Origin of the sequence: Bacillus sp. JJ1122 (assembly GCF_036964885.1) — a bacterium.
Taxonomy (GTDB): Bacteria; Bacillota; Bacilli; order Bacillales; family Cytobacillaceae; genus Mesobacillus.
In genome coordinates this window covers 17,156-36,555 of the sequence record NZ_JBALQL010000037.1, presented here as the reverse complement: position 1 = coordinate 36,555, position 19,400 = coordinate 17,156, and the positions used below count along the sequence as shown (strand labels likewise).

Here is a 19,400-nt window from a genome sequence, read left to right as displayed (position 1 = left end):
ACACCTTTTCTTAAAAAGTAGCTATCTATTATTATAGCGGAAAAACTTCACAAAAAGGGAGAGGCAATTGCTGCCTCCCGCCTATAAAAATTATTTCAACAACTGAAGAACTCCCTGAGGCATCTGGTTTGCCTGTGAAAGCATCGCCTGCGCCGCCTGGTTAAGGATATTATTCTTTGTGAAATTGGACATTTCCTTCGCCATATCAAGATCGCGGATACGAGATTCAGAGGATGTCACGTTTTCAGTCATGATTTTCAAGTTATCCACTGTATGTTCGAGACGGTTTTGGATGGCCCCGAGACGTGCACGTTCAGAAGATACCTTCTGGATTGCTTCAGAAAACACCGAAATGGCTGCCTGTGCTTTTTCATGAGTCGAGACATCAACCGCAAATTCCGTGTTCTCTCCAGAAACTCCATTGCTTACTGTTGGATCAGATGTATACCAAACCTTTTGTTCTTTGCCGTTTGCCAAAGTGATGACATTTTCTCCCGCTTTAACAGCGCTGACTTCCAAAGCCGCAGCACGCATGTCATTCACTTCTAAGGTAACAGTCTGTCCTGAGTTTGCCCCAATCTGGAAGTTGAGTGAACCATCTGTTCCAGACCCAGTTTCCACAATTTCAAAACTGAATGATCCTTCTTTTAAATCGAAAGCATTCAGCTGCAGTCCAGGAATTTCGTCAAACGCAAGCACCTGTGCTGGCTGATTTTCCGGCTGGTTTACAGCCACCTCCACAGGATCATTGCCATCTAGGCTGACGCTATAGGAATAGCCGTCTACCGGATCAACCGTACTGAAGGAAATCACCTGGCCATTGCTCAAACCGGTTGTGTTCGCTACAACAAACTGCAAACCATATTCGTCAAAAAGCTTGCCCACTTCAACGTCTGCTGATTTTCCTGAGCTGCTGGCAAGGCTGAATTTATCTGCTACAGCTGGATCGATTGTGAAGTTGAACGTGCCCTCCGTCAAATTCGCAATATCAAGGGATAAGCCTTCGAATTGTGCAAGACCTGCAGCTGCATATGAACTGCTGATTGATCCCGCATTACCTGCTCCCATAACTTCAGGAATAATATGCTTCGTTCCATCCACATCGATTGTGAAGTCATACATTTTATTCGCTGCTGTTGTATCGAAAGTAATTTTATCGCCGTCGTTCATGTCAGATGATGCGAGTTGGAATTTCAAACCATGCTCGTTATAAATCGCATTTTCGGCAACGATTTCAGTAAACCTTGCCGGGTTTCCGTTTTTATCACTTCCGTCAAAAGAAACCTGATAGCCTGCAGCCACCTTTTCAATTGTCCAGCTCCCTGTTCCCACTTCCGTATTGACCGTGAATGGCTGTGTTGGATCTAATGTAAAGCTTCCGCTGAAGCCTGGCTTCGGTTCAGTCGCGATTGTGCCCTTGTCACCAGGAATAACGAAGCTGATTTCTTCGTCAACCGCAAAGTCCTTTGCATCCATTGTAAACTTCAGGCCATGGTGATTGAACTCAGTGCCTGGCGTATAGAGTTCACTGGTAATCGGTCCGCCTGATACAACAAACGCTGTTCCATCATATTTCAGGGTAATTGTGTCGCCTAAGTTCACTGCAGGCAATCCGATTAGGTTGGATGTGGTATCGTAATTAATAATGTCACCGCTAAAAGTGAAGCTGCCATTCGCGGTATTAGTAGAAACCTGCGCATCTTCCGCTTTCGGAACTGTATAACTAGGAGCACCTCCTGGGAAGGCAGCCCCAACTTCCACTGCACTCACTTCCACTTTATGAGTACCGGCAGTCAAGTTCGTCCCGCCATTTGCGACACGAACCGCTACACCTGTTGAGTTCGCTTCCACAGACGTGATAGCAGCATCCTTTCCCTCCTGGAAGGTTAACGTCCAATCGTCTGCTTCAACTGCTGTTGTCGGTTCGACTCTTCCACCAGCAAAAATCGAACTATTCTCAGCAGGCACGATTGGGTCTGGTTCCGCTGTTCCAGCATAAGCACGGGTGACCGTCACATTGTGCTTGCCGACCGTTAGTTCATCACCATCAGCAATCGCCAGCATCATTCCAGTCGCTGAATCACTGTATGGTGAATCACCCTTCGCAAATCCTTTGCCGTTTGCCACAAAAGTATTTTTCCTGCTTCCATCCAACAACGAAGCACTGTTGAATTCCGTTGAATTCCCGATCCGATTCAATTCAGAAGTAAGCTGGTTAATCTCCTTCTGGATTTCAGCACGGTCTGTGTCAGTATACGAATCATTCGCTGCCTGTACAGCAAGCTCGCGCATACGCTGTAAAATTTCATGTGAAGAAGAAAGTGCTCCTTCAGCTGTCTGGATCAGTGAAATTCCATCTAGTGCGTTCCTCTCTGCCATTTCCAACCCGCGGATTTGTGAGCGCATTTTTTCTGAAATGGCAAGACCAGCGGCGTCATCAGAAGCTTTATTTATTCTTAAGCCGGAGGATAGTTTCTCAAGGCTTTTTGCTGTATTGGTATTATTGATCGCAAGGTTGCGATAAGCGTTCAAAGCAGAAATATTATGGTTGATTCTCATTCTATTCTCCCTCTATTTCTCTTAGTTTTGGACTCTCATGATGCTATTTTCATAGGCTGACACCTTGCGGACAGTATTGGATTGAGAGACATTCACTTTTTTCTTAAGAACATCGTTCCATGCCTGTGCGATTGGCTCAATCAGAGTGATCATGTCTCTTAAAATGGAAGCATCTTTCTTGATGTTTGCCATGATGACCTGATCAGCCATGTAATTATAAAGAAGGTCCAGCTGCTGGCCAATCGGTCCCGCTTCATATTTCAGCCCTACACCAAGTCTATGTAAAATATCATTCGTACGCTGCAGTTTCACGTTTGCATTCATGTAGTCCATATCCTGGATGAGCTCAATCGCCTGCTCCAGGTTATCAATGATCCCTTCGTATAGGAGAGCCGTCAGTTCCTGTGGACTTTTCTTGAAGATGACGTCCTTCGATAACGCTTCCATCATATACCTCCATCTTGGTAACTATAGATTCTATCGGTAAAACAGCCCGATATTTAATAGTTTTTTTCCAATTCCTCGAGCAGGATGAAAATCTCGGCAATGACTCCATACAGCTGTGGCGGCACTGAATCACCCAAATCGATGTCCAGCAAGTTTTGCAGCAAGGAGGAGTCTTCTTGCAGATGGACATTATTTTTCTTCGCTAGGTCAATGATCTTCTGGGCAACCGCACCTGAGCCCTGCGCCACGATTGTCGGAGACTTGCTTAGGTCGTCATCATACTTGATCACGGCAGCAGAGGGACCATTGAGTTGCCTTCTGCTTTTCTGGTTAAAATATAAATTATTCATATCGTAAAATTGTACCCTTTCTCTGTGAAAGCAGGGGTTAATTTTGCAGTTTGATGATCAGTTGCTACTTTTTCTGCTTCTTGCGAGGGCTTCTTAGCCTTAAGTGCTTCCAGCTTGTACCCGATTTCCTGAAGGCGCTCTTTGGAAATCTCGGTCATTGGCTCAAGCATCTGATCCAGCCCGTCTTTTTTGCTATTAAACGTAATCGAGATGTTCCGGTTCTGCGCAGTGACATGTATACCCACCTCGCCCAGCTTCTTCGAGTCTAAAACGAAATACAGGCTGCAGTTCTCCCAGTCGATTTTGTCTCCGGATTTCTGCGAATTAATGAAAACCTTGATATTTTCCATATTCTGATTCAGAAGGAAAGGCATTTGCATAAACAAATTCTGCATACCGGATGCATCCTGTTTATTTAACAGTTGCTGGCCAGTGATGTTCGCCAGTGCCTGCTCCACTTTTGGATGGCCTTCTGAATCCCTAGCCATCTGGATCAGCTTTGCTTTCAGGTTCTGATTCAAATCATCTTGTTCACCCTTCGACCCGAATACAAGGCTGTTCGCTGCGTCATTTTCATGCGTCAGACCGAGTCGCTTCAATGATTCGAACACCTGGCGCGCAGAATAATCCTGATCAGGCATCGGCCTTACTGCTTGTCTAACACCATAAGCCAGCTGTTCCTCCAATGTTTTAGGGGAATTCAGCAGGCTCTGTTCAGAAACGAAGTGCTGCACTCTTGTATTGGATGGTTTATAGATGATTTGATCAAGGGTTGTTTTTACCTCTTTTACAATCAGGCTCGCCTGGGAAAAATCACCCTTTGCAAGCAGATTGCGCGCTTCCGCTAGACGCGAGCTGGCATTCAGCATTTTCTTCTCGGTCAGCATGTCGGTATAGAGCATGAAATTGCCTTTCAGGATAGCGTTATCCAGCTTATTGATCGCAGCATCAAGCGTCTGATTAGCATTGACCTTGCTCCCGCCTTTATCGAGCATCAATGAAACGTGATCAAGACCTTTCGTGATTTCCTGCTTTACCTTTTTAAAATCAATCGCCAGCTGCGACAGCTTCTTGGTGATTTCCGTTACCAATATCGACTTCGATTGCAAAGACAAAGATTGCAACGATTCATTGATCGCGTATTGTTCAGCCTCCGTTAAGCTCAGCTGCTCCCCGCTTTTTTGCAGCGAAGGATGCTCTTTTTCCAACTGGTTCACTGCTTCTGCCAGCACCTTGCGAGCAGCGAGCTCACGGCCCTGGTCGGCCAGTTGGGACGCCTTCTCGAAAGAAGCTTTTAATAGTGTCAAATCTATATTCGTATTAGGTGTGAACTCATTGATTGCCTTCCCGATCAAATCAAGTACTTTGGTTAAAGATGCTTCTTTTTGAACGTTCTTTAAAAGGGAATGAAGCCTCAATAGATTTTCATCAGGTGAATTGTTTTCCGGTCTATTTTTCAGCTGCGCTGATAAAAGTTCAAGTGATTCTCTTAATTTGGCAGCCGCTATTTTCTTTAGTTTTTGCCCGTCAGCGATTGCCTGCGCATTTGCTCCTTGCTTGATTCGTTCCGTTCCTGCGACATGAATCTGCAGAGCTTTTGCAATTTCCTGCTTTACTTGTTCCATTTCTGGACTATTGCTCGAATCGAGACGGCGGAGAAGAGCTTCAATGTCCTTTGGAGAATAATCTCCGTTTTTTACTTGCTGTAAAATTTGCTCGATATTTTTTGATGCTGAATTTGCTTGAAGATCCGTGGATGAATTGAGTTGTGAACCCCGAGCATCGAACTTAATCTCTCCAGCCAATTCACCTAAAGCATCCTTCAAATCGGACCCATGCAACGCCGTATGGATCGCATTCAAGTGAGTCGAAGTAACCGGCAAATTCTTTTGCGCTAAAACATTAACCGTTTCTAATTTTTCCGAGATCGTTCCCGGTGTTTCCGTCATGAACTTTTGCAAAGTGACCAGGTCCTCGTTTTTTAACAAAATCCCCTTCGCATCGAAGATTTTTAAAGCACTCTTTAAATCTGGATTGTTCGGGTCGATTCCTGCTTTTGCGAGACGGGCATCGTATGACTGAGTATCTGTAGACTTAGCGACCGCAACAGAAGAGGCTTCCTTCAAAATAAGCTTCCCTTTTTCAGGCGTACCGACAACCTCTGCAAGCATCCGGTCCGCAGATGGAACTGTCCCCTCAAACTCCGCGCTGAATTCATGACCCTTAAATAGCACATTCGCCGTATTCCCACTAAGCCGATCCTTAATAACAACCGGACCAACATCTCCCGTAGAGATACGAGCTTGTCTATCATTCATCTGTTTTGAGACCATCTGATTCGTAATTTGCATATTTACACACTCCGTACATTTCATGTCTAGTATTTTTATCGGCAATTAATTATTTTTTTAAATGAGAACATATGCCAATTTTTGAGGAGTATCAATGTAAGAAAGCGAAGTAGGTGATTTATTAGTAAAAAAAGAAAATAAGGCTAATAAATTGGGAACAAGTAGTTGAGCTGCTACAAAAAAAAGCACTCGTTGCCATTGGGCATCGAATGCATTATTGATACTAAGTTGATATTGTTACGGGAAATCTTTAAATAAGATACTCCTATTTTCTTTTTATTTTATTTAACGGTTCCTGTTGAGTAGGGAGTTATTACTCATTGACATAGTATGTGATCCAGTACGATGAGTATATCAACTTAAAATTACCATATAGACCATCAGGGAAATATATTGACTTCGTTTATAGATAGTTCGCTTTATATTCATGCAAACTTTTATGTACCCAGCCATTTATATAAGCTCCCCCTTCTGTGCAATTCCACAGTATAGTCTGGGAATTAGTTCTTAGTATATAATTTTCAAACCATTTTAAGTAGATTAAGAGATTCCTAGGTGTTTTTACCCTACCATTTAAATAGTAATTATCCACTGATAAAAAAGCGCCATTTAGTCTCCCTTTATATCCATGGGTATTTTCTGCATGGCTCTTATTGTGAGTATAGGCGAGGTCGGCCCCAACTAATGCCAAAGATTTAGGTTTCATTTGCACCATTAAATCTAATAGGCAAGTAGCTACTGAGCCACCTGTGGCTATTAAAGGCTCGGATCTTTTTTTTGCTTCAATTTCGGCCAAGTCAAATCCTTTTTGCCATACAATAAACCTTGGGCCTTTATATGATTTCACAGCAAAAGGATTAGAAGTTGATAAATATAATAAAGGAATATCTTCAGTTTTTATGTGTCTGAATTGCTCAGCAATGTTATCTTTTGGATCTGAAATCATTATAAAATCCGGCTTGATATTGGCTAATAGCAATGGACTTAATGCTGTTCCAACACAACCAATAACCACGTTAGTTCCATTTCTGATTTCATATAATAGAGGGAGCTGTTTAGTTAACGATGGACCTGCTGAAATCAATATCATCGTTCGATTTTCGTATTGGGTTTTCCATTCATTTATCCCGGAGTCAAGTAATGCCGCATTCTCATGAAAATTATTTATTAGTTCTGGCTTTCGATTTTTAATAACACGCTTATTAACTTCGTAGTTTAGCAAAATGTCCTTTAACTCACGTAAACTTTCAGGGACCAGTTCAAGAAGCTGCTTAATAACTATTATTTCATTATTATTTTCTGTAATATCCTTTAGAATTTTATAATAAGAAGTATCATAATCACTAAAACAATTAATCTCCAAATTATCATTTTTTAGCAATAAGCTTTTAATTTCATTAAATGACATTACCCACTTATAATAATCTTTATTTAATTCCCATACTATAATATTTTTATTGGGGTATTTTTTTATGATGGCATCAATGTGATACCCTAAACCTAAACCTATAATTACAATCTTACTATTTTCTTCATTTTCCAGATTCAAATTTGAAACCCATCGGTCAATTTCTTTCTTTGGATCAAACTTACTGTAAAGAAAATATTCGCCTTGTAGTTTATTTACTAAAAGGGTTGGTTTAGTGTTTGTTTCTTTAATCTTCCAAGAAATCATTCTATAATTTCACTTACCTTATTAAACCAATTAAGAAGTATAGGGTTAATTTCATATTCAAACAAGTCTGCAATCAATACAAAATCTCTTATTTCCAGAGCTTTGTTTACTTCTTGCAAAATATTATTGATACCACTCGTATCAAACCCCTCAATTTGTTGGAGCTTTTGCATACTGTTTAATGCCTCTGCAACCCATTCTAGTCCTTCTATTACAGGCAAAAACAAGTTAAAGGCTTCAATTTCATTATCTGTCTGTAGTAATTCAGTTATCTGTTCATTTGCATTCAACAACTTGGGTATATAGTCTTTCAAGGACTGAAGTGTTTCATTTATTATTTTTTTCATATATTTCCCTTCCATTTAATTATTTATTTTACCTGATCAAATAACTCATTCAACCATGGTTTAGATTTAATAAGAACCTTTAATATATTTTCATATAAGTATGTTGATTTATCAAATATCAATTTATTTTCTTTGCTATTCCGATCGGTATTATTGTAATTTTTATTAAATTTAATTAACACAAATTCAAACATATATACCATAAAATTATCCTGCAGTAGCTTTTGTAACTTCAAATCAATTTCATTTAAAAAATTTATATCATTACTTGAAAATTCATAATCACTCTTTTTTACTTTTCTCAATCTTTTCAAGCCTGATATACATATATCTTCAATTTTTGATAACTTAGTTATTTCTGCTTGTATCCCTTTTTTAAAATCTTTTAGAGATATCGTTTCTTTGATTAATGAAGCATTTTCAAATAAACTATTTAATTCCTGATGGTAGCTCTTATTTGCAAAAGATTGACGAAATTCTTTAAAAGTAATATTTTCAAATTCCTCAATATAAGCACCACCTTCGGTTGCGTTAAAAAACTTTCTATTATCAAAATCCTCAACAACATACCGTATATATTGCTCAAAATTGTATTTCATTGTCAATAGACTGTAATCTGTAAAAACTTCTTCACCGTAATAACCTTTAATAGGTATCATTTCTCTGGATTTAAGTGTTTCTTGTAATTCATTTGAGGTTAAATTTTTATTTCCTGCTGCATGAGTTTCATTATTCGTATAAGCTAAATCTTGGCCTATAACGCAGATAGACCCACTAGTTAATTTCCTAGCAATATCCAAGCTAAAGTTAGACACAGTAGCCCCGCCCTTTACAACACCGATGTCCATTAAATTATTACTTACCCAAGAATCCAGCCCATCTCCTTCAGTTTTAAAAACAATTTTTAGCCCTTTATGGTTTCTTGGTATTAGAGGATGAACATTTAGAGAATAAAATAACGGTATATCAGAAATATCCATATCCTTAAAGTGAAAAGCATTTCCCTCTCCACCATCTATAGAAACAATAATATGTGGTTTAATATCGTATTTTAATAAAGAATTAATTGTTGATCCAGCACAAATCACTAACGCTAAATCTTTTTCAATAATTTCTTTTAAAACTGGTAATTGCTTGGTTAAAGAAGGACCTCCTGAAACGATTATTGCTGGGCATGTTAGCTTATTATGTAAAGATCTAATAGGGATTGAATTTAAGGCTTGTTTTATATTTATTAAAAAATTCTCCTGCCATATTTCTGCAAATTGAATGGTTGTATTCAAGTTAATTATTTCTGTATTTGACATATCTTTAATTTTACCTACCACATAATTAAATGTATCGGGATAAACTTTATTAAAATTAGGAGATTCAATTATGATCATTCTCCCTACATATTCTCTAATTAAATTAGATGTTATTACATCAATATTTGAAATGTTTTCCCCAATTAAAAGTGAAACTTGCTTATTGTTAAATGCTTTTTTATAACAACCTTTGTTTATCATAGCATTAACTATTTCTATATTTGGTTCAATAATTAGTAAATGATCTGATTCAAAAAATTTACTTAATAATTCATCAGCTATATACCCTGCGCCTATTCCGATTAAGATATGGAGATGGTTCCTCTTGTAGTTTCTATCAACATTTTTTTTAGCTTCTTTAATAGGGTCATATTGACTATGAAGAAAAAACCCATTAACTCTTAAAGTTTGTTGATTAGGTATTTTACAATTCACAATATCAAATGATTGATTAAATTCTTGTTGAAAATCCATCTTAGAATAGACCTCACTTATAATAATATTATCAAAAAAGGCAACCAGTAAATGGTTGCCTTTAATGGTCAAAAAATTATCTTAATAACTGAAGTACACCTTGCGGCTGTTGGTTAGCTTGAGCTAACATTGCTTGTGATGCTTGTGCTAGAATAGAATTCTTAGTTTGAGCCATCATTTCTTTAGCCATATCAACATCTCTAACACGAGACTCAGCAGCTGTTAAGTTTTCAGAGCTAGTATCTAGATTATTGATTGTATGTTCTAAACGGTTTTGGTATGCACCAAGCTTTGAGCGCTCAGAAGACACTGTTCTTAAAGCAGCCTCAATTTTAGTAATGGATGCAGAAGCACCTGTTGTACTGCTAACTGATAAAGCATTAACTGAAAGAGAAGTAGAATTCATAGTTTTAATTGTCAAAGTAATTTTCTGACCAGAGTTTGCGCCTACTTGGAAGTTGTATGTTCCAGTTGCTTTGATTAACTTCTGAGTGTTGAATTCAGTTTGATCCGCAATACGTGTGATTTCAGATGCTAATTGATTAATTTCATTTTTAATTGCAGTACGGTCAGCACTTACGTTAGTGTCGTTAGCTGCTTGCACTGATAATTCACGCATACGTTGTAGGATTGAATGAGTTTCGTTTAGTGCGCCTTCTGCTGTCTGGATCAATGAGATTCCATCTTGTGAGTTACGAGAAGCCTGCTCTAAACCACGGATTTGCCCACGCATTTTTTCAGAAATTGAAAGACCTGCTGCATCATCACCAGCACGGTTAATGCGAAGCCCTGAAGATAACTTCTCCATTGACTTACCTTGAGCACCTGTTGCACTGTTCAATTGACGATAAGTATTAAGAGCAGCAATATTGTGATTAATTCTCATTATAATTTTCCTCCTTGAATGTATGGTCCACATCCTTGTGAACCGTTAAATTGGTTCGAGTAGATAAGGTCGGCCGCCCTTATTTTCCCTTACAATTAATTTATCGTCTGTAGGCTTTGTTTGTTTAATAGTTTTAATAAAAAATTTTTATTTTAGAGCCTTTAAACTTCCAAGCAAGCTTGAGATATCTTTTGATGCCTGCTGGTTTTCCTCTTGAATTTGTTCATAAATTTCTTTCCGCAGGATTTCAATATTTTTAGGTGCTTTAATCCCGATTTTAACCTGATCATTTTTAGATGACACGACGGTAATTTCGATGTCATCGCCAATTTTAATAGTTTCACCGTTTTTGCGTGTTAAAACTAACATCTAAATCTCACCCCTTTACCTTTTGCAGGTGAGTTTTTCCGAACAGATTGTGCTTTGTCTTGTATTTTTCATCCACTAGGATGACTTGTTTGGCTTTGTTATTTGACTTGTTAATAATCACTGGTGCCTGCAAATTTGCAGTTGTTTTTTCAAAGGGATCTTCTACCGTAAGAATTGAGTAAACCAAAACATCCTTGTCAGATGTAAGCACGAGCTCCTCGACAACTGAATCTTCTAACTGGAAATCATAGTCTTTGAAAAAATCAAACGGGTTAACTATGACTAATGCCAGTCCTTCCATTCCAACTGATTGCATAACAGAAAAAGATCCGTCCTCATTCAAGGGCAGTATGACAAATTTCTTTTCATCCGGAAATCCAGGAATTCCTTTTTCAAAATGCAAAACTTCCGATTCTTGTATTTCAACTTCATTATGATATTTCGTATTAAGCTTCATCTAAAAGTCTCCTTTAGAATTCAAAATCGATGTTCAGTGAGTTTTTCTGTTGCAGATAGATATTGGTTTTGCCTGGATTGTAATTAATCATCGGCTTATTTGGTCTTACGTCTATATTGACCGGGCGTGTGTTCCAGCGAATATTTGTTTCGCCGGGGTCATAATTAATTTTGACACTGTTATGGGATGGAATCCAGCCGATGTTGATATCAGCCTGTGGGGTTTCGCTATTCCTCTGGGCTTGTGCTGGGAGGGCTGAAAAGCCATATTCAATCATCATCAGCTCATCGCCTTCTTGAGATATGTTTGATATCGTTTCCATCGCTTGCTGATAACCGGCTTGCGCAGCATCCTCTGTCATCCGAAACACACTTTTCAGCTGGACATCTTCAAATGCCTTTGTTTGATCGATCGTTAATCGGGGCGGTCTCCGGTCAATGAACATTTCCGCCTTTGGCTGCTCAATACTCATCTCAGCAGGCCGCTGCTCGATTTCCATATTTCCAGGGCTTGTTTCAATTCCTATTTTAGCAAAAGTAGATTCCATACGTATTTGCGGTATATTCATAGGTATCCTCCAAACTAAGAGAAAAGCCTTATCAAATAGCTTGATAAGGCTTTAGTTAAATTATCTTAAGAAATCCATCAATGTCGGCTGGATGATTCGCGCACCGACACTCAACGCTGCGCGGTGAACGCTTTCCTGCGATTTCAGATCCATAATGACACGTTCGATGTCGGCATCTTCATTATCGGAGAGTACTCGAGACGCCAAGACTTCCTGCTGGCCAAGGCGGTTTTCGACGGTTTCTAGCCGATTGTAGCGTGCACCGAGATCAGAGCGTTCACCAGATAATGTTTTCATGACATTATCAAGATCGTCCAGCAATTTGTCTAGCTGTTTAGGATCTGCACTCTCGAGTTGATCCTGGATATTCTGGACGGTATCAAACATTTCCTGATTGAATACATTAGCGGGATTAGCATTTGCCTTCATAAAAACGCCGCGCGATACTTCAACCTGGTAGGTATTGATTTCTGCATCATACAGATTCGCTGCTACCTTAATTGGATTATCCTGAGGAACAGTCGGTTTCATGACGTCTGTACCATGGAATATATATCTGCCGCTGACCTGCGTGTTTGCTGTGGCGACAAGACTTTGCTTGAGCTGGTCAATCTCACGGGCAATCGCCTTACGGTCATCCGGGCTGTTCGTATCATTCTGCCCTTGGATTGTCAGCTCACGAATCCGCTGCAAGGCGCTGTTAGCCTGGTCAATCCCAGCCTCGGAATTATCCATCCACAGATACAGCTCTGAAAGATTACGCTTATATTGTTCTACTTCAGTTAAATTTGAACGGTAATACATACCCTTCATCGCTACAACCGGGTCATCTGAAGGCTTATTGATTTTTTTACCAGTTGCGAGCTGGTCCTCATATTTCCCCATTCTCCGGTAGCTTTCGCTTAAGTTTCTAAGCGAGTCGGAGGAAAGCATCGATTGTGTGATCCGCATTTATTTCACCCCTACCTTCCGCCTGTTCCCATGCCATTGATGATTTTATCAAGGAGTTCATCCTGTAGCGAAATCATCCTTGCTGACGCATTGTAAGCATGCTGGAACTGGATCATATTCGTCATTTCTTCATCCAGTGAAACCGAACTTACAGACTGGCGCTTGTTATCGACAGCTTGCTGCAGCGTCTGGCTATTGGTTGTCATTCGGGTTGCTTCCTGTGACTGGACAGCCATCCTGCCAATCACACCTTCATAGTAATTACGGAAATCTGAAGCTTCTGAGCTATTGTTATAATCCATTTTTTTCGTAAAAACATTTGCCATGTTATTCACATTGGTACTGTCGCCCAGGGTAGCTGCTGCAGGATCTCCGCCTGCAGCAGTGGCAATATTATCAAGACTTTCAAGGATCTTTCCATCAACAGCGATTCTGCCAGCAAATCCTGTTCGATTTGTGATATCCCCTGATTCAGAATCTGTAAAAAAGGAAATCTCTTCGGTCTTTTGATTACTAATCTCATTCGGGCTCAAGCCTGATTGGTGTACAGCATTGAATTCCTTTGCAAAAGTGTATGCAAGGTTATCCAGCTCTTTTAGCATATCAGCATAAACTCCGGTTGCGTTGCCTTCCCCATTTTCATAAGTAAAGGATTCGATTAGACCTTTAAGCTTTCCGCTTGATTGCAGGTCATTAAAGTTTATATCTGTATCGCCTGCGGAAATGGTTTTCACTGAACCATCGACGCCATCCTTATGGACTTCTACTTCATTGTAGCCGGCATTCCCCACTAGCAGCGCATGCTGTTTTCCACTGTCGCTGACTAGCTTGATCACCGCTTTCCCTTCGGCTGCTGAATGGGGATTTCCACCCGATCCAACATAATCCACCTTGATATTCACGAGTGAGGATAACTCATCAATTAAACGGTCTCGCTCATCATACAGGTCATTCGGCAAATAGCCGTGCGGCTCTACGTCTCCGATTTGGCCATTGATTGCGTGAATTTGCTTCACTAAAGAGTTCACCTTATCTACGGTTATATTAATTTCGTTGCCAATATCCTTCTGCACGGCGACTAATGAATTATGAAGAAAATTAAAGGTATCTGACATCGCAATCCCACGCTGCCGTACTACTGACCTTGCTCCTGGATTATTCGGATTGACTGCCAAATCCTGAAGCGATTGCCAGAACTGGTCCATCGTATTGGCAAGTCCAGAATCAGACGGCTCATTCATGATTTGCTCCAGCTGGTCAAAAGCGGCTGCCCTGGATGAGGAGTAACCCAATTTATTGGTTTCACCGCGATATTGGATATCAAGAAAACTTTCGCGAATCCGCTGAACCGATTCAGCTTTTACTCCTGTACCAACCTGGCCAGGAATATTAGGCCGGTTGATGGAAGCAGATGGATATGGCTCTGTTTGTGCAAAGTTAATTCTTTGCCTTGTGTAGCCAGGCGTATTGGCATTTGAAATATTGTGGCCTGTCGTATGTAGCGCAGTCTGTTGCGTGAACATCCCGCGGCGTGCTGTTTCTAATCCCATAAAGGTCGAACGCATGTAAGACTTCCTCCAGTGTGAAATTTACGCTTTTGAATTGAACAGACCCTTTTCCGTCCTGCCTGTCTCATTTGGACCGTAATTGTAGTCGTCCTGTGGCGGTGTTACAAGGCTCATGGAAAAAGAAATGAATTTCAGCGACTGCGTGATCAGGTGCTGATTCAATGCATTCTGCTCCTTGATCTTTGCCATTACATCCTTCAGTTCGGAACTGATTCCTGCTAAAGTCTCCCGTTCCTCATCAGGAAAAATTGCCAAAAGCTCACTTAATGCCGTATTCCCTGCAATCCTGCTCCGCTCCGCTTCCACTTTTTCAATCGCAAGGATGTGCGCCTGCTCTTCCTTTAAAAGTTCAGTAAGTGAAGGTACATCCTCCGCTTCCAGAATCCCTGTCTTCCTAATCGCCAGTTCAAATAGGCTTTTATGCAGCTTCAAAAGCTTGGCCAGACTTTCAATCAGTTGCTGAATGTTCATTTGCTTTTCCCAGCCTTACTTTTTGGAGTAGAAATTAGCAATGCTTTTTGCTATTTCCTGAGGATTTGGTTTGTAAGTGCCATTCTCCACCTGGATCTTCAGCTCTTCAACCTTCTTAGCACGCTGCTGTTCCACATCGGAAAGCTGCTGCATCGCTTTTGCTGTTAAAGAAATCTCCACCTTATCCACTGGTTTTTCAGCTTTTTTCAATTCATCCAATTTATTCATTTGACGGTTATACGGATTGATTCTATGTGTTCCAAAATTATTGATTTTCATGAATACCCCTCGCTTTCAAACAGTTCAGGATTGTATATCTTTACTATCGGATATATCCTCTTTACCTTTAGCCTAAATGTAAAATATAGACTTTCGGCTTATTTATTCCTTGTAAAATAAGTGGCTTTATGACTATTCATCTTTTGCTTAAATTCTTCATCGCGTTCATGATTCTTTAAGTCTTCGAGGATTTCACTCGCACAGCCTTCACAAAGCTTTCCAGTACGGATAATCTTCCCGCATTTATCGCATGGATAACCGAGATTTGGGAATTGGGTGATTTGCAGTTTCCCGTTTTTAATGAATTTGAGGATCAACGCCTCCGGTACTCCTGTTGCTTCTACCACCTGAAGCATGGTCGCAGCACGGTTTTCACGCTTCCTCATAAACTTATAGACGGTGTCATATGCCGCCTCTCCCTCACGCCAGCATTTTTCACATACATCTCGGAATTTACTTTTTATATAAATTTCGCCGCATTCAGGGCAATTTGAAAGGTCCACAGTCCTTCCTCCTTCAATTTTATCTTAAATGGATCAGCGCGCCAAAGTTAAAGAATAGACTTTAGCTGCCCCATGATCTTTTAACAGCTTGGCTGCATGCCTTAGTGTTGAGCCTGTAGTATATATATCGTCAACAAGCAGAATAGTTTTACCTCTTAAATCAAGGTGAGTTTCAGCCTTGAAAACCTGCTCGAGGTGGATCCGTTCGTGGCGGGATTTCTTTGACTGCTTTTCAGTGTGGATTCTCGAGAGCAGGTGCGTTGGTTGGCAGCCTGCCGTGCGAATGATCGCTTCCGCTTGATTGAATCCACGTTCGTACAGCCGCTCCTCACTTAACGGAATCGGAACGATATAATCATATTGGAAAGCTAGCAATGCTTTTCGAAACGCTGAAGCGAAAAGCTCCGCCAGTATGTAGTCACCGCGGAATTTAAATTTGGCAATCACTTCTTTTGTAAAATTGTCGTAGCTAAACATGGATATGTTCTTATCAAGGCTACCGCTCCACTTGTCGTCATCCTCCCAACGCTTACAATCGAGGCACACGTTGCCGAGACGGTACTCGGGTTCCAACACAGCCAATGGTCGCCCGCAAATCGAACACGTCTCACCAAGGGTCGGCACTAGTTTTGGTGAGCATTCTCCACAGATCTTAGCTCTTTCCTCTTTCCCAAAAATACTTCCCCACGAAACTTCCGGCTGTATTTCCTCATGGCATAGCAGACAGTGATCACCATCCCAGAAATTCATTGGTCAATCAGTCCTTTCCTGATTCCTTCCTTGTTCATCATGATAATCTGCTTCCTGGCACTGACCATCGCTTCTGTTTTACCATAATGAAAAAAGGTCACATCTCCGGTTGAGTAATCAGAGCTTCTGCCGGCACGCCCGGCAATTTGCACGAGTGCGCTTTCGGTGAAAATCCGGTCCTCAGAACCAATTACGGCTACATCAATATTAGGAAAAGTAACGCCTCGCTCGAGAATCGTCGTAGTTAATAACAGTGGCATTTCTTTGTTGCGCATTTTCATGACCTTTTCTTTTCTGTTGGGGTCCTCTGCGTGAACGGATTCTATTAGTGGATTAAGTTTTTGAAGAATCGGAAGGATTTTTTCCATTGAGGCGATTTTCGGGGCAAAAATGAGAACTTGTTTCCCGCTGGCTAACCGGTTTTCAATCCATTTCATGATGTAGGATGGGAGTTTGCCCCTGGATAGCTTCCTCTCCCAGTTTCCAGACCATTCAAATCTCGGAACCGGCAAAGGATGTCGGTGAAAGCGGGCAGGAATCGTCACGAACTCTCTTTTTCCTAAACGGCATTCACGCTGCCATTTCTGGCTTGGCGTCGCTGTTAGATATATGAGTGACGATTGGGGCTTTTTAGATTGCTGGACAGCATATTGAAGGGTTTCATCGATTGAATAAGGAAAAGCATCCACTTCATCGACAATGATGACATCAAAGGCTTTGTAAAATCGTAGCAGCTGGTGAGTGGTGGAGATTGTAATTTGTGCATACTCATGACGGTCCTCACTTCCGCCGTATAAGGAGGCGATTTTGGTGTGGGGAAATACCTTTTTCAATCGTGGAGTCAATTCGAGAACCACATCCGTTCGAGGAGTGGCAAGACATAGACGCTTCCCTGTGGATAATGCCTTAGCAATTCCCGCAAAAAGAACTTCCGTTTTTCCTGCACCACAGACTGCCCACACTAAAAGCTCCGAGGAGGAATCGACCGCTTCTACCACACGCTGTGAAGCAGTCGCTTGTCCCGCGGATAATTGACCATCCCAATGAAGCGGGTGGTTATCCACAGGAAACTTCGGACCATCACCGATCCAGCTGACAAGCGGGGTGCACCCGCTCACCCTCCCCATCATTAAACATTTGCGGCAATACACATCCTGTTCACCGCAGCGCGCACATGGGAACTCCGCAAACCAACTGGGATCACTCGTTCCGCACCTCATACATTTCACCTGCTTTTTCTCCACTTCGATGCCTTTAAGATAGGTTACATACCCGTTATCATAATGCTCCTGAATTTCTTCTTTTAAAAATGGAAGGTCCTCAAGCAGTAGCTGTTTTCCAGCCAGCATTTTTTGTAATTGTGGATTAACTGTGAATGAAGGGTTCAGCGGTACGAGAGGAATTTCAGGAATCTTGATGATTGGGTAGGTTTCTTCTTTTTCAAAATGATTCGTTTTGGGGATTAACTTGCCGTTTTTCAGCGAAAATCTCAACTTAATCACATCTCCTGTGGATTTCAATGTGGATAACACTGTTTTTCTGTGGATTATGTGGGTTAATTTGTTTATAACTTAATCAAAATTGGCAAAAACGAGAATGTTAGCGGTTACTGTTGGGGATAAGTTTATTTCAGACTCGAAATACCTGTTAGTAAGTGGGTGGTTTTGTTGATAACCGGGATAAATCTGTGGATTAGTAAAATATGAAGGTTAAATTACGGAAAAGTTTGGAGGATTAAGACGGAAAAACGCCATTCCAAATAAACATTCTGGAAATGGCGCTAAATCTAATGGTGTAAACTCTGTCCCTGCATTACTTCTTATACCAACCCATACCCATCGAGCCTTCGCCCAAATGGGTGCCTATGACAGGACCAAAGTAGCTCAACATGAATTCGACGTTGGGAAATTGTGTTTCAAGTTCTTTTTTCCACTCAAGGGCTTCTGCTTCCCTGTTTGCGTGGATAATGGCCGCACGATACTGTTCCCCGCTTCCAGCATCCTCAGCAAGCAGTTCAACGACCCTGTTCAATGCCTTCTTGCGGGTACGAACCTTTTCAAAAGGAACGATTCTTTTGTCTTCAAAGTGCAGCAACGGTTTTACCTGCAGCAAACTCCCAATAAATGCCTGCGCACTCGACAAACGGCCTCCACGCTGAAGGTGACTCAGGTCATCGACCATAAAGTAGGCCCGAATGGAGTGCTTCATTTCGCCAAGCCTCGCGATGATTTCTTCGCCGCTCTTGCCCTGTTCAGCCATCTCTGCCGCTTCCAAAGCATAAAAGCCCTGGACCATGCAGCTGATTTCTGAATCAAAGGCATACACTTTTATTCCATCGACCATCGTTCTAGCGGTGATCGCTCCCTGATACGTGCCGCTGATCCCGCTTGACAGATGGATGCTAACAACTTCATCATAATCATTTGACAATTTTTCAAAAAGCTCGACGAATTCGCCGATCGGCGGCTGGGACGTTGTCGGCAAATCTCGGTTCTTAACTTCTTCATAAAACGCTTCTGCGCTGATATCTACTTCTTCACGATAGGTTTCATTACTAAAAATCACGCTTAACGGAATCATGTGGATATTCCATTTCTCTCGCAATTCCTTCGGGATGTACGCCGTACTATCCGTGACAACTGCTGTCTTCATAAAAAAATACCATCCTTAAGTTTTTCTCTACGTATGTACAATCCCCATTTTATATGAACATGAACTAAAATGCATTCTTTCGGATGGTTCTTTTCGTAAGTTCATAGAAATTTAATATAACCGTCTCTTTTCAAATCTCAAATTGCATTTTGGCCATACTAAAAACAGAAGACCTTATTCATTACTTCATTGTTTGGAAGTCTTCCTCATAAGTTTCTTCTCTTTTTCACTTTTGTATAATTCTTATAACCAATCGCCCGTCTTCTTCTCTTCTGAATGGTCATTATAGCCTTTATTAGAACCATTCACCGGGAGTTTTCCAAACTGAATGGTCGTTATAGCCTTTATTAGAACCGTTCGCCGGAAGTTTTACAACCCGAATGGTCGTTATAGCCTTTATCAAAACCACTCGCCGATAGTTTTCCATTCTGAATGG

The 19,400-nt window shown here is 41.0% G+C and carries 19 protein-coding genes; all 19 read right to left on the bottom strand.

Annotated elements, in window-relative coordinates:
* Positions 1 to 90: 90 nt before the first annotated feature.
* On the bottom strand, positions 91 to 2,559 hold the full coding sequence (locus V7201_RS19810; protein WP_335378493.1) for a flagellin: 2,469 nt from the start codon (positions 2,557 to 2,559) through the stop codon (positions 91 to 93).
* 21 nt (positions 2,560 to 2,580) lie between these two features.
* Positions 2,581 to 3,009 carry a flagellar export chaperone FliS gene (gene fliS / locus V7201_RS19805; RefSeq protein WP_335378492.1) on the bottom strand — a complete coding sequence of 143 codons (429 nt, stop codon included), beginning with the start codon at positions 3,007 to 3,009 and terminating at the stop codon, positions 2,581 to 2,583.
* 50 nt (positions 3,010 to 3,059) lie between these two features.
* Complete coding sequence (locus V7201_RS19800) at positions 3,060 to 3,356, bottom strand: EscU/YscU/HrcU family type III secretion system export apparatus switch protein (RefSeq protein ID WP_335378491.1); 297 nt, start codon at positions 3,354 to 3,356, stop codon at positions 3,060 to 3,062.
* Positions 3,353 to 5,707: a hypothetical protein gene (locus V7201_RS19795; protein WP_335378490.1), complete on the bottom strand. Its 2,355-nt coding sequence runs from the start codon at positions 5,705 to 5,707 to the stop codon at positions 3,353 to 3,355. Before V7201_RS19795 ends, V7201_RS19800 begins: the two co-directional genes overlap by 4 nt.
* Positions 5,708 to 6,110: 403 nt before the next feature.
* Positions 6,111 to 7,382 (bottom strand): motility associated factor glycosyltransferase family protein, encoded by a 1,272-nt coding sequence (locus V7201_RS19790; RefSeq protein ID WP_335378489.1) that lies wholly within the window; start codon positions 7,380 to 7,382, stop codon positions 6,111 to 6,113.
* Positions 7,379 to 7,729 (bottom strand): hypothetical protein, encoded by a 351-nt coding sequence (locus V7201_RS19785; RefSeq protein ID WP_335378488.1) that lies wholly within the window; start codon positions 7,727 to 7,729, stop codon positions 7,379 to 7,381. Before V7201_RS19785 ends, V7201_RS19790 begins: the two co-directional genes overlap by 4 nt.
* Positions 7,730 to 7,752: 23 nt before the next feature.
* Positions 7,753 to 9,510 (bottom strand): motility associated factor glycosyltransferase family protein, encoded by a 1,758-nt coding sequence (locus V7201_RS19780; RefSeq protein ID WP_335378487.1) that lies wholly within the window; start codon positions 9,508 to 9,510, stop codon positions 7,753 to 7,755.
* Between the two features lie 76 nt (positions 9,511 to 9,586).
* The gene (gene hag, locus V7201_RS19775) at positions 9,587 to 10,396 is read right to left on the bottom strand and encodes a flagellin Hag (RefSeq protein ID WP_335378486.1); all 810 of its coding nucleotides are present in this window, start codon (positions 10,394 to 10,396) and stop codon (positions 9,587 to 9,589) included.
* A gap of 147 nt (positions 10,397 to 10,543) precedes the next feature.
* On the bottom strand, positions 10,544 to 10,765 hold the full coding sequence (csrA, locus tag V7201_RS19770; protein ID WP_335378485.1) for a carbon storage regulator CsrA: 222 nt from the start codon (positions 10,763 to 10,765) through the stop codon (positions 10,544 to 10,546).
* 7 nt (positions 10,766 to 10,772) lie between these two features.
* The gene (fliW, locus tag V7201_RS19765) at positions 10,773 to 11,222 is read right to left on the bottom strand and encodes a flagellar assembly protein FliW (RefSeq protein WP_335378484.1); all 450 of its coding nucleotides are present in this window, start codon (positions 11,220 to 11,222) and stop codon (positions 10,773 to 10,775) included.
* Between the two features lie 13 nt (positions 11,223 to 11,235).
* The gene (locus V7201_RS19760; RefSeq protein WP_335378483.1) at positions 11,236 to 11,790 is read right to left on the bottom strand and encodes a DUF6470 family protein; all 555 of its coding nucleotides are present in this window, start codon (positions 11,788 to 11,790) and stop codon (positions 11,236 to 11,238) included.
* 60 nt (positions 11,791 to 11,850) lie between these two features.
* Positions 11,851 to 12,741, bottom strand: coding sequence for a flagellar hook-associated protein FlgL (flgL, locus tag V7201_RS19755; protein ID WP_335378482.1), 891 nt, complete (start codon positions 12,739 to 12,741; stop codon positions 11,851 to 11,853).
* A gap of 11 nt (positions 12,742 to 12,752) precedes the next feature.
* The gene (flgK, locus tag V7201_RS19750) at positions 12,753 to 14,306 is read right to left on the bottom strand and encodes a flagellar hook-associated protein FlgK (RefSeq protein WP_335378481.1); all 1,554 of its coding nucleotides are present in this window, start codon (positions 14,304 to 14,306) and stop codon (positions 12,753 to 12,755) included.
* Between the two features lie 24 nt (positions 14,307 to 14,330).
* On the bottom strand, positions 14,331 to 14,780 hold the full coding sequence (locus tag V7201_RS19745; RefSeq protein ID WP_335378480.1) for a flagellar protein FlgN: 450 nt from the start codon (positions 14,778 to 14,780) through the stop codon (positions 14,331 to 14,333).
* A 15-nt stretch (positions 14,781 to 14,795) separates the two neighbouring features.
* Positions 14,796 to 15,059, bottom strand: a complete 264-nt coding sequence (gene flgM / locus V7201_RS19740; protein WP_335378479.1) for a flagellar biosynthesis anti-sigma factor FlgM — start codon at positions 15,057 to 15,059, stop codon at positions 14,796 to 14,798.
* A gap of 98 nt (positions 15,060 to 15,157) precedes the next feature.
* The gene (locus V7201_RS19735; RefSeq protein ID WP_335378478.1) at positions 15,158 to 15,562 is read right to left on the bottom strand and encodes a TIGR03826 family flagellar region protein; all 405 of its coding nucleotides are present in this window, start codon (positions 15,560 to 15,562) and stop codon (positions 15,158 to 15,160) included.
* Positions 15,563 to 15,595: 33 nt separating this feature from the next.
* Positions 15,596 to 16,138, bottom strand: a complete 543-nt coding sequence (locus V7201_RS19730) for a ComF family protein (protein WP_335378525.1) — start codon at positions 16,136 to 16,138, stop codon at positions 15,596 to 15,598.
* Between the two features lie 170 nt (positions 16,139 to 16,308).
* Entirely contained in the window at positions 16,309 to 17,805 is a 1,497-nt protein-coding gene (locus V7201_RS19725) for a DEAD/DEAH box helicase (RefSeq protein ID WP_438825084.1), read from the bottom strand.
* Between the two features lie 319 nt (positions 17,806 to 18,124).
* Positions 18,125 to 18,964, bottom strand: a complete 840-nt coding sequence (locus tag V7201_RS19720) for a DegV family protein (protein WP_335378477.1) — start codon at positions 18,962 to 18,964, stop codon at positions 18,125 to 18,127.
* Positions 18,965 to 19,400 lie beyond the last annotated feature (436 nt).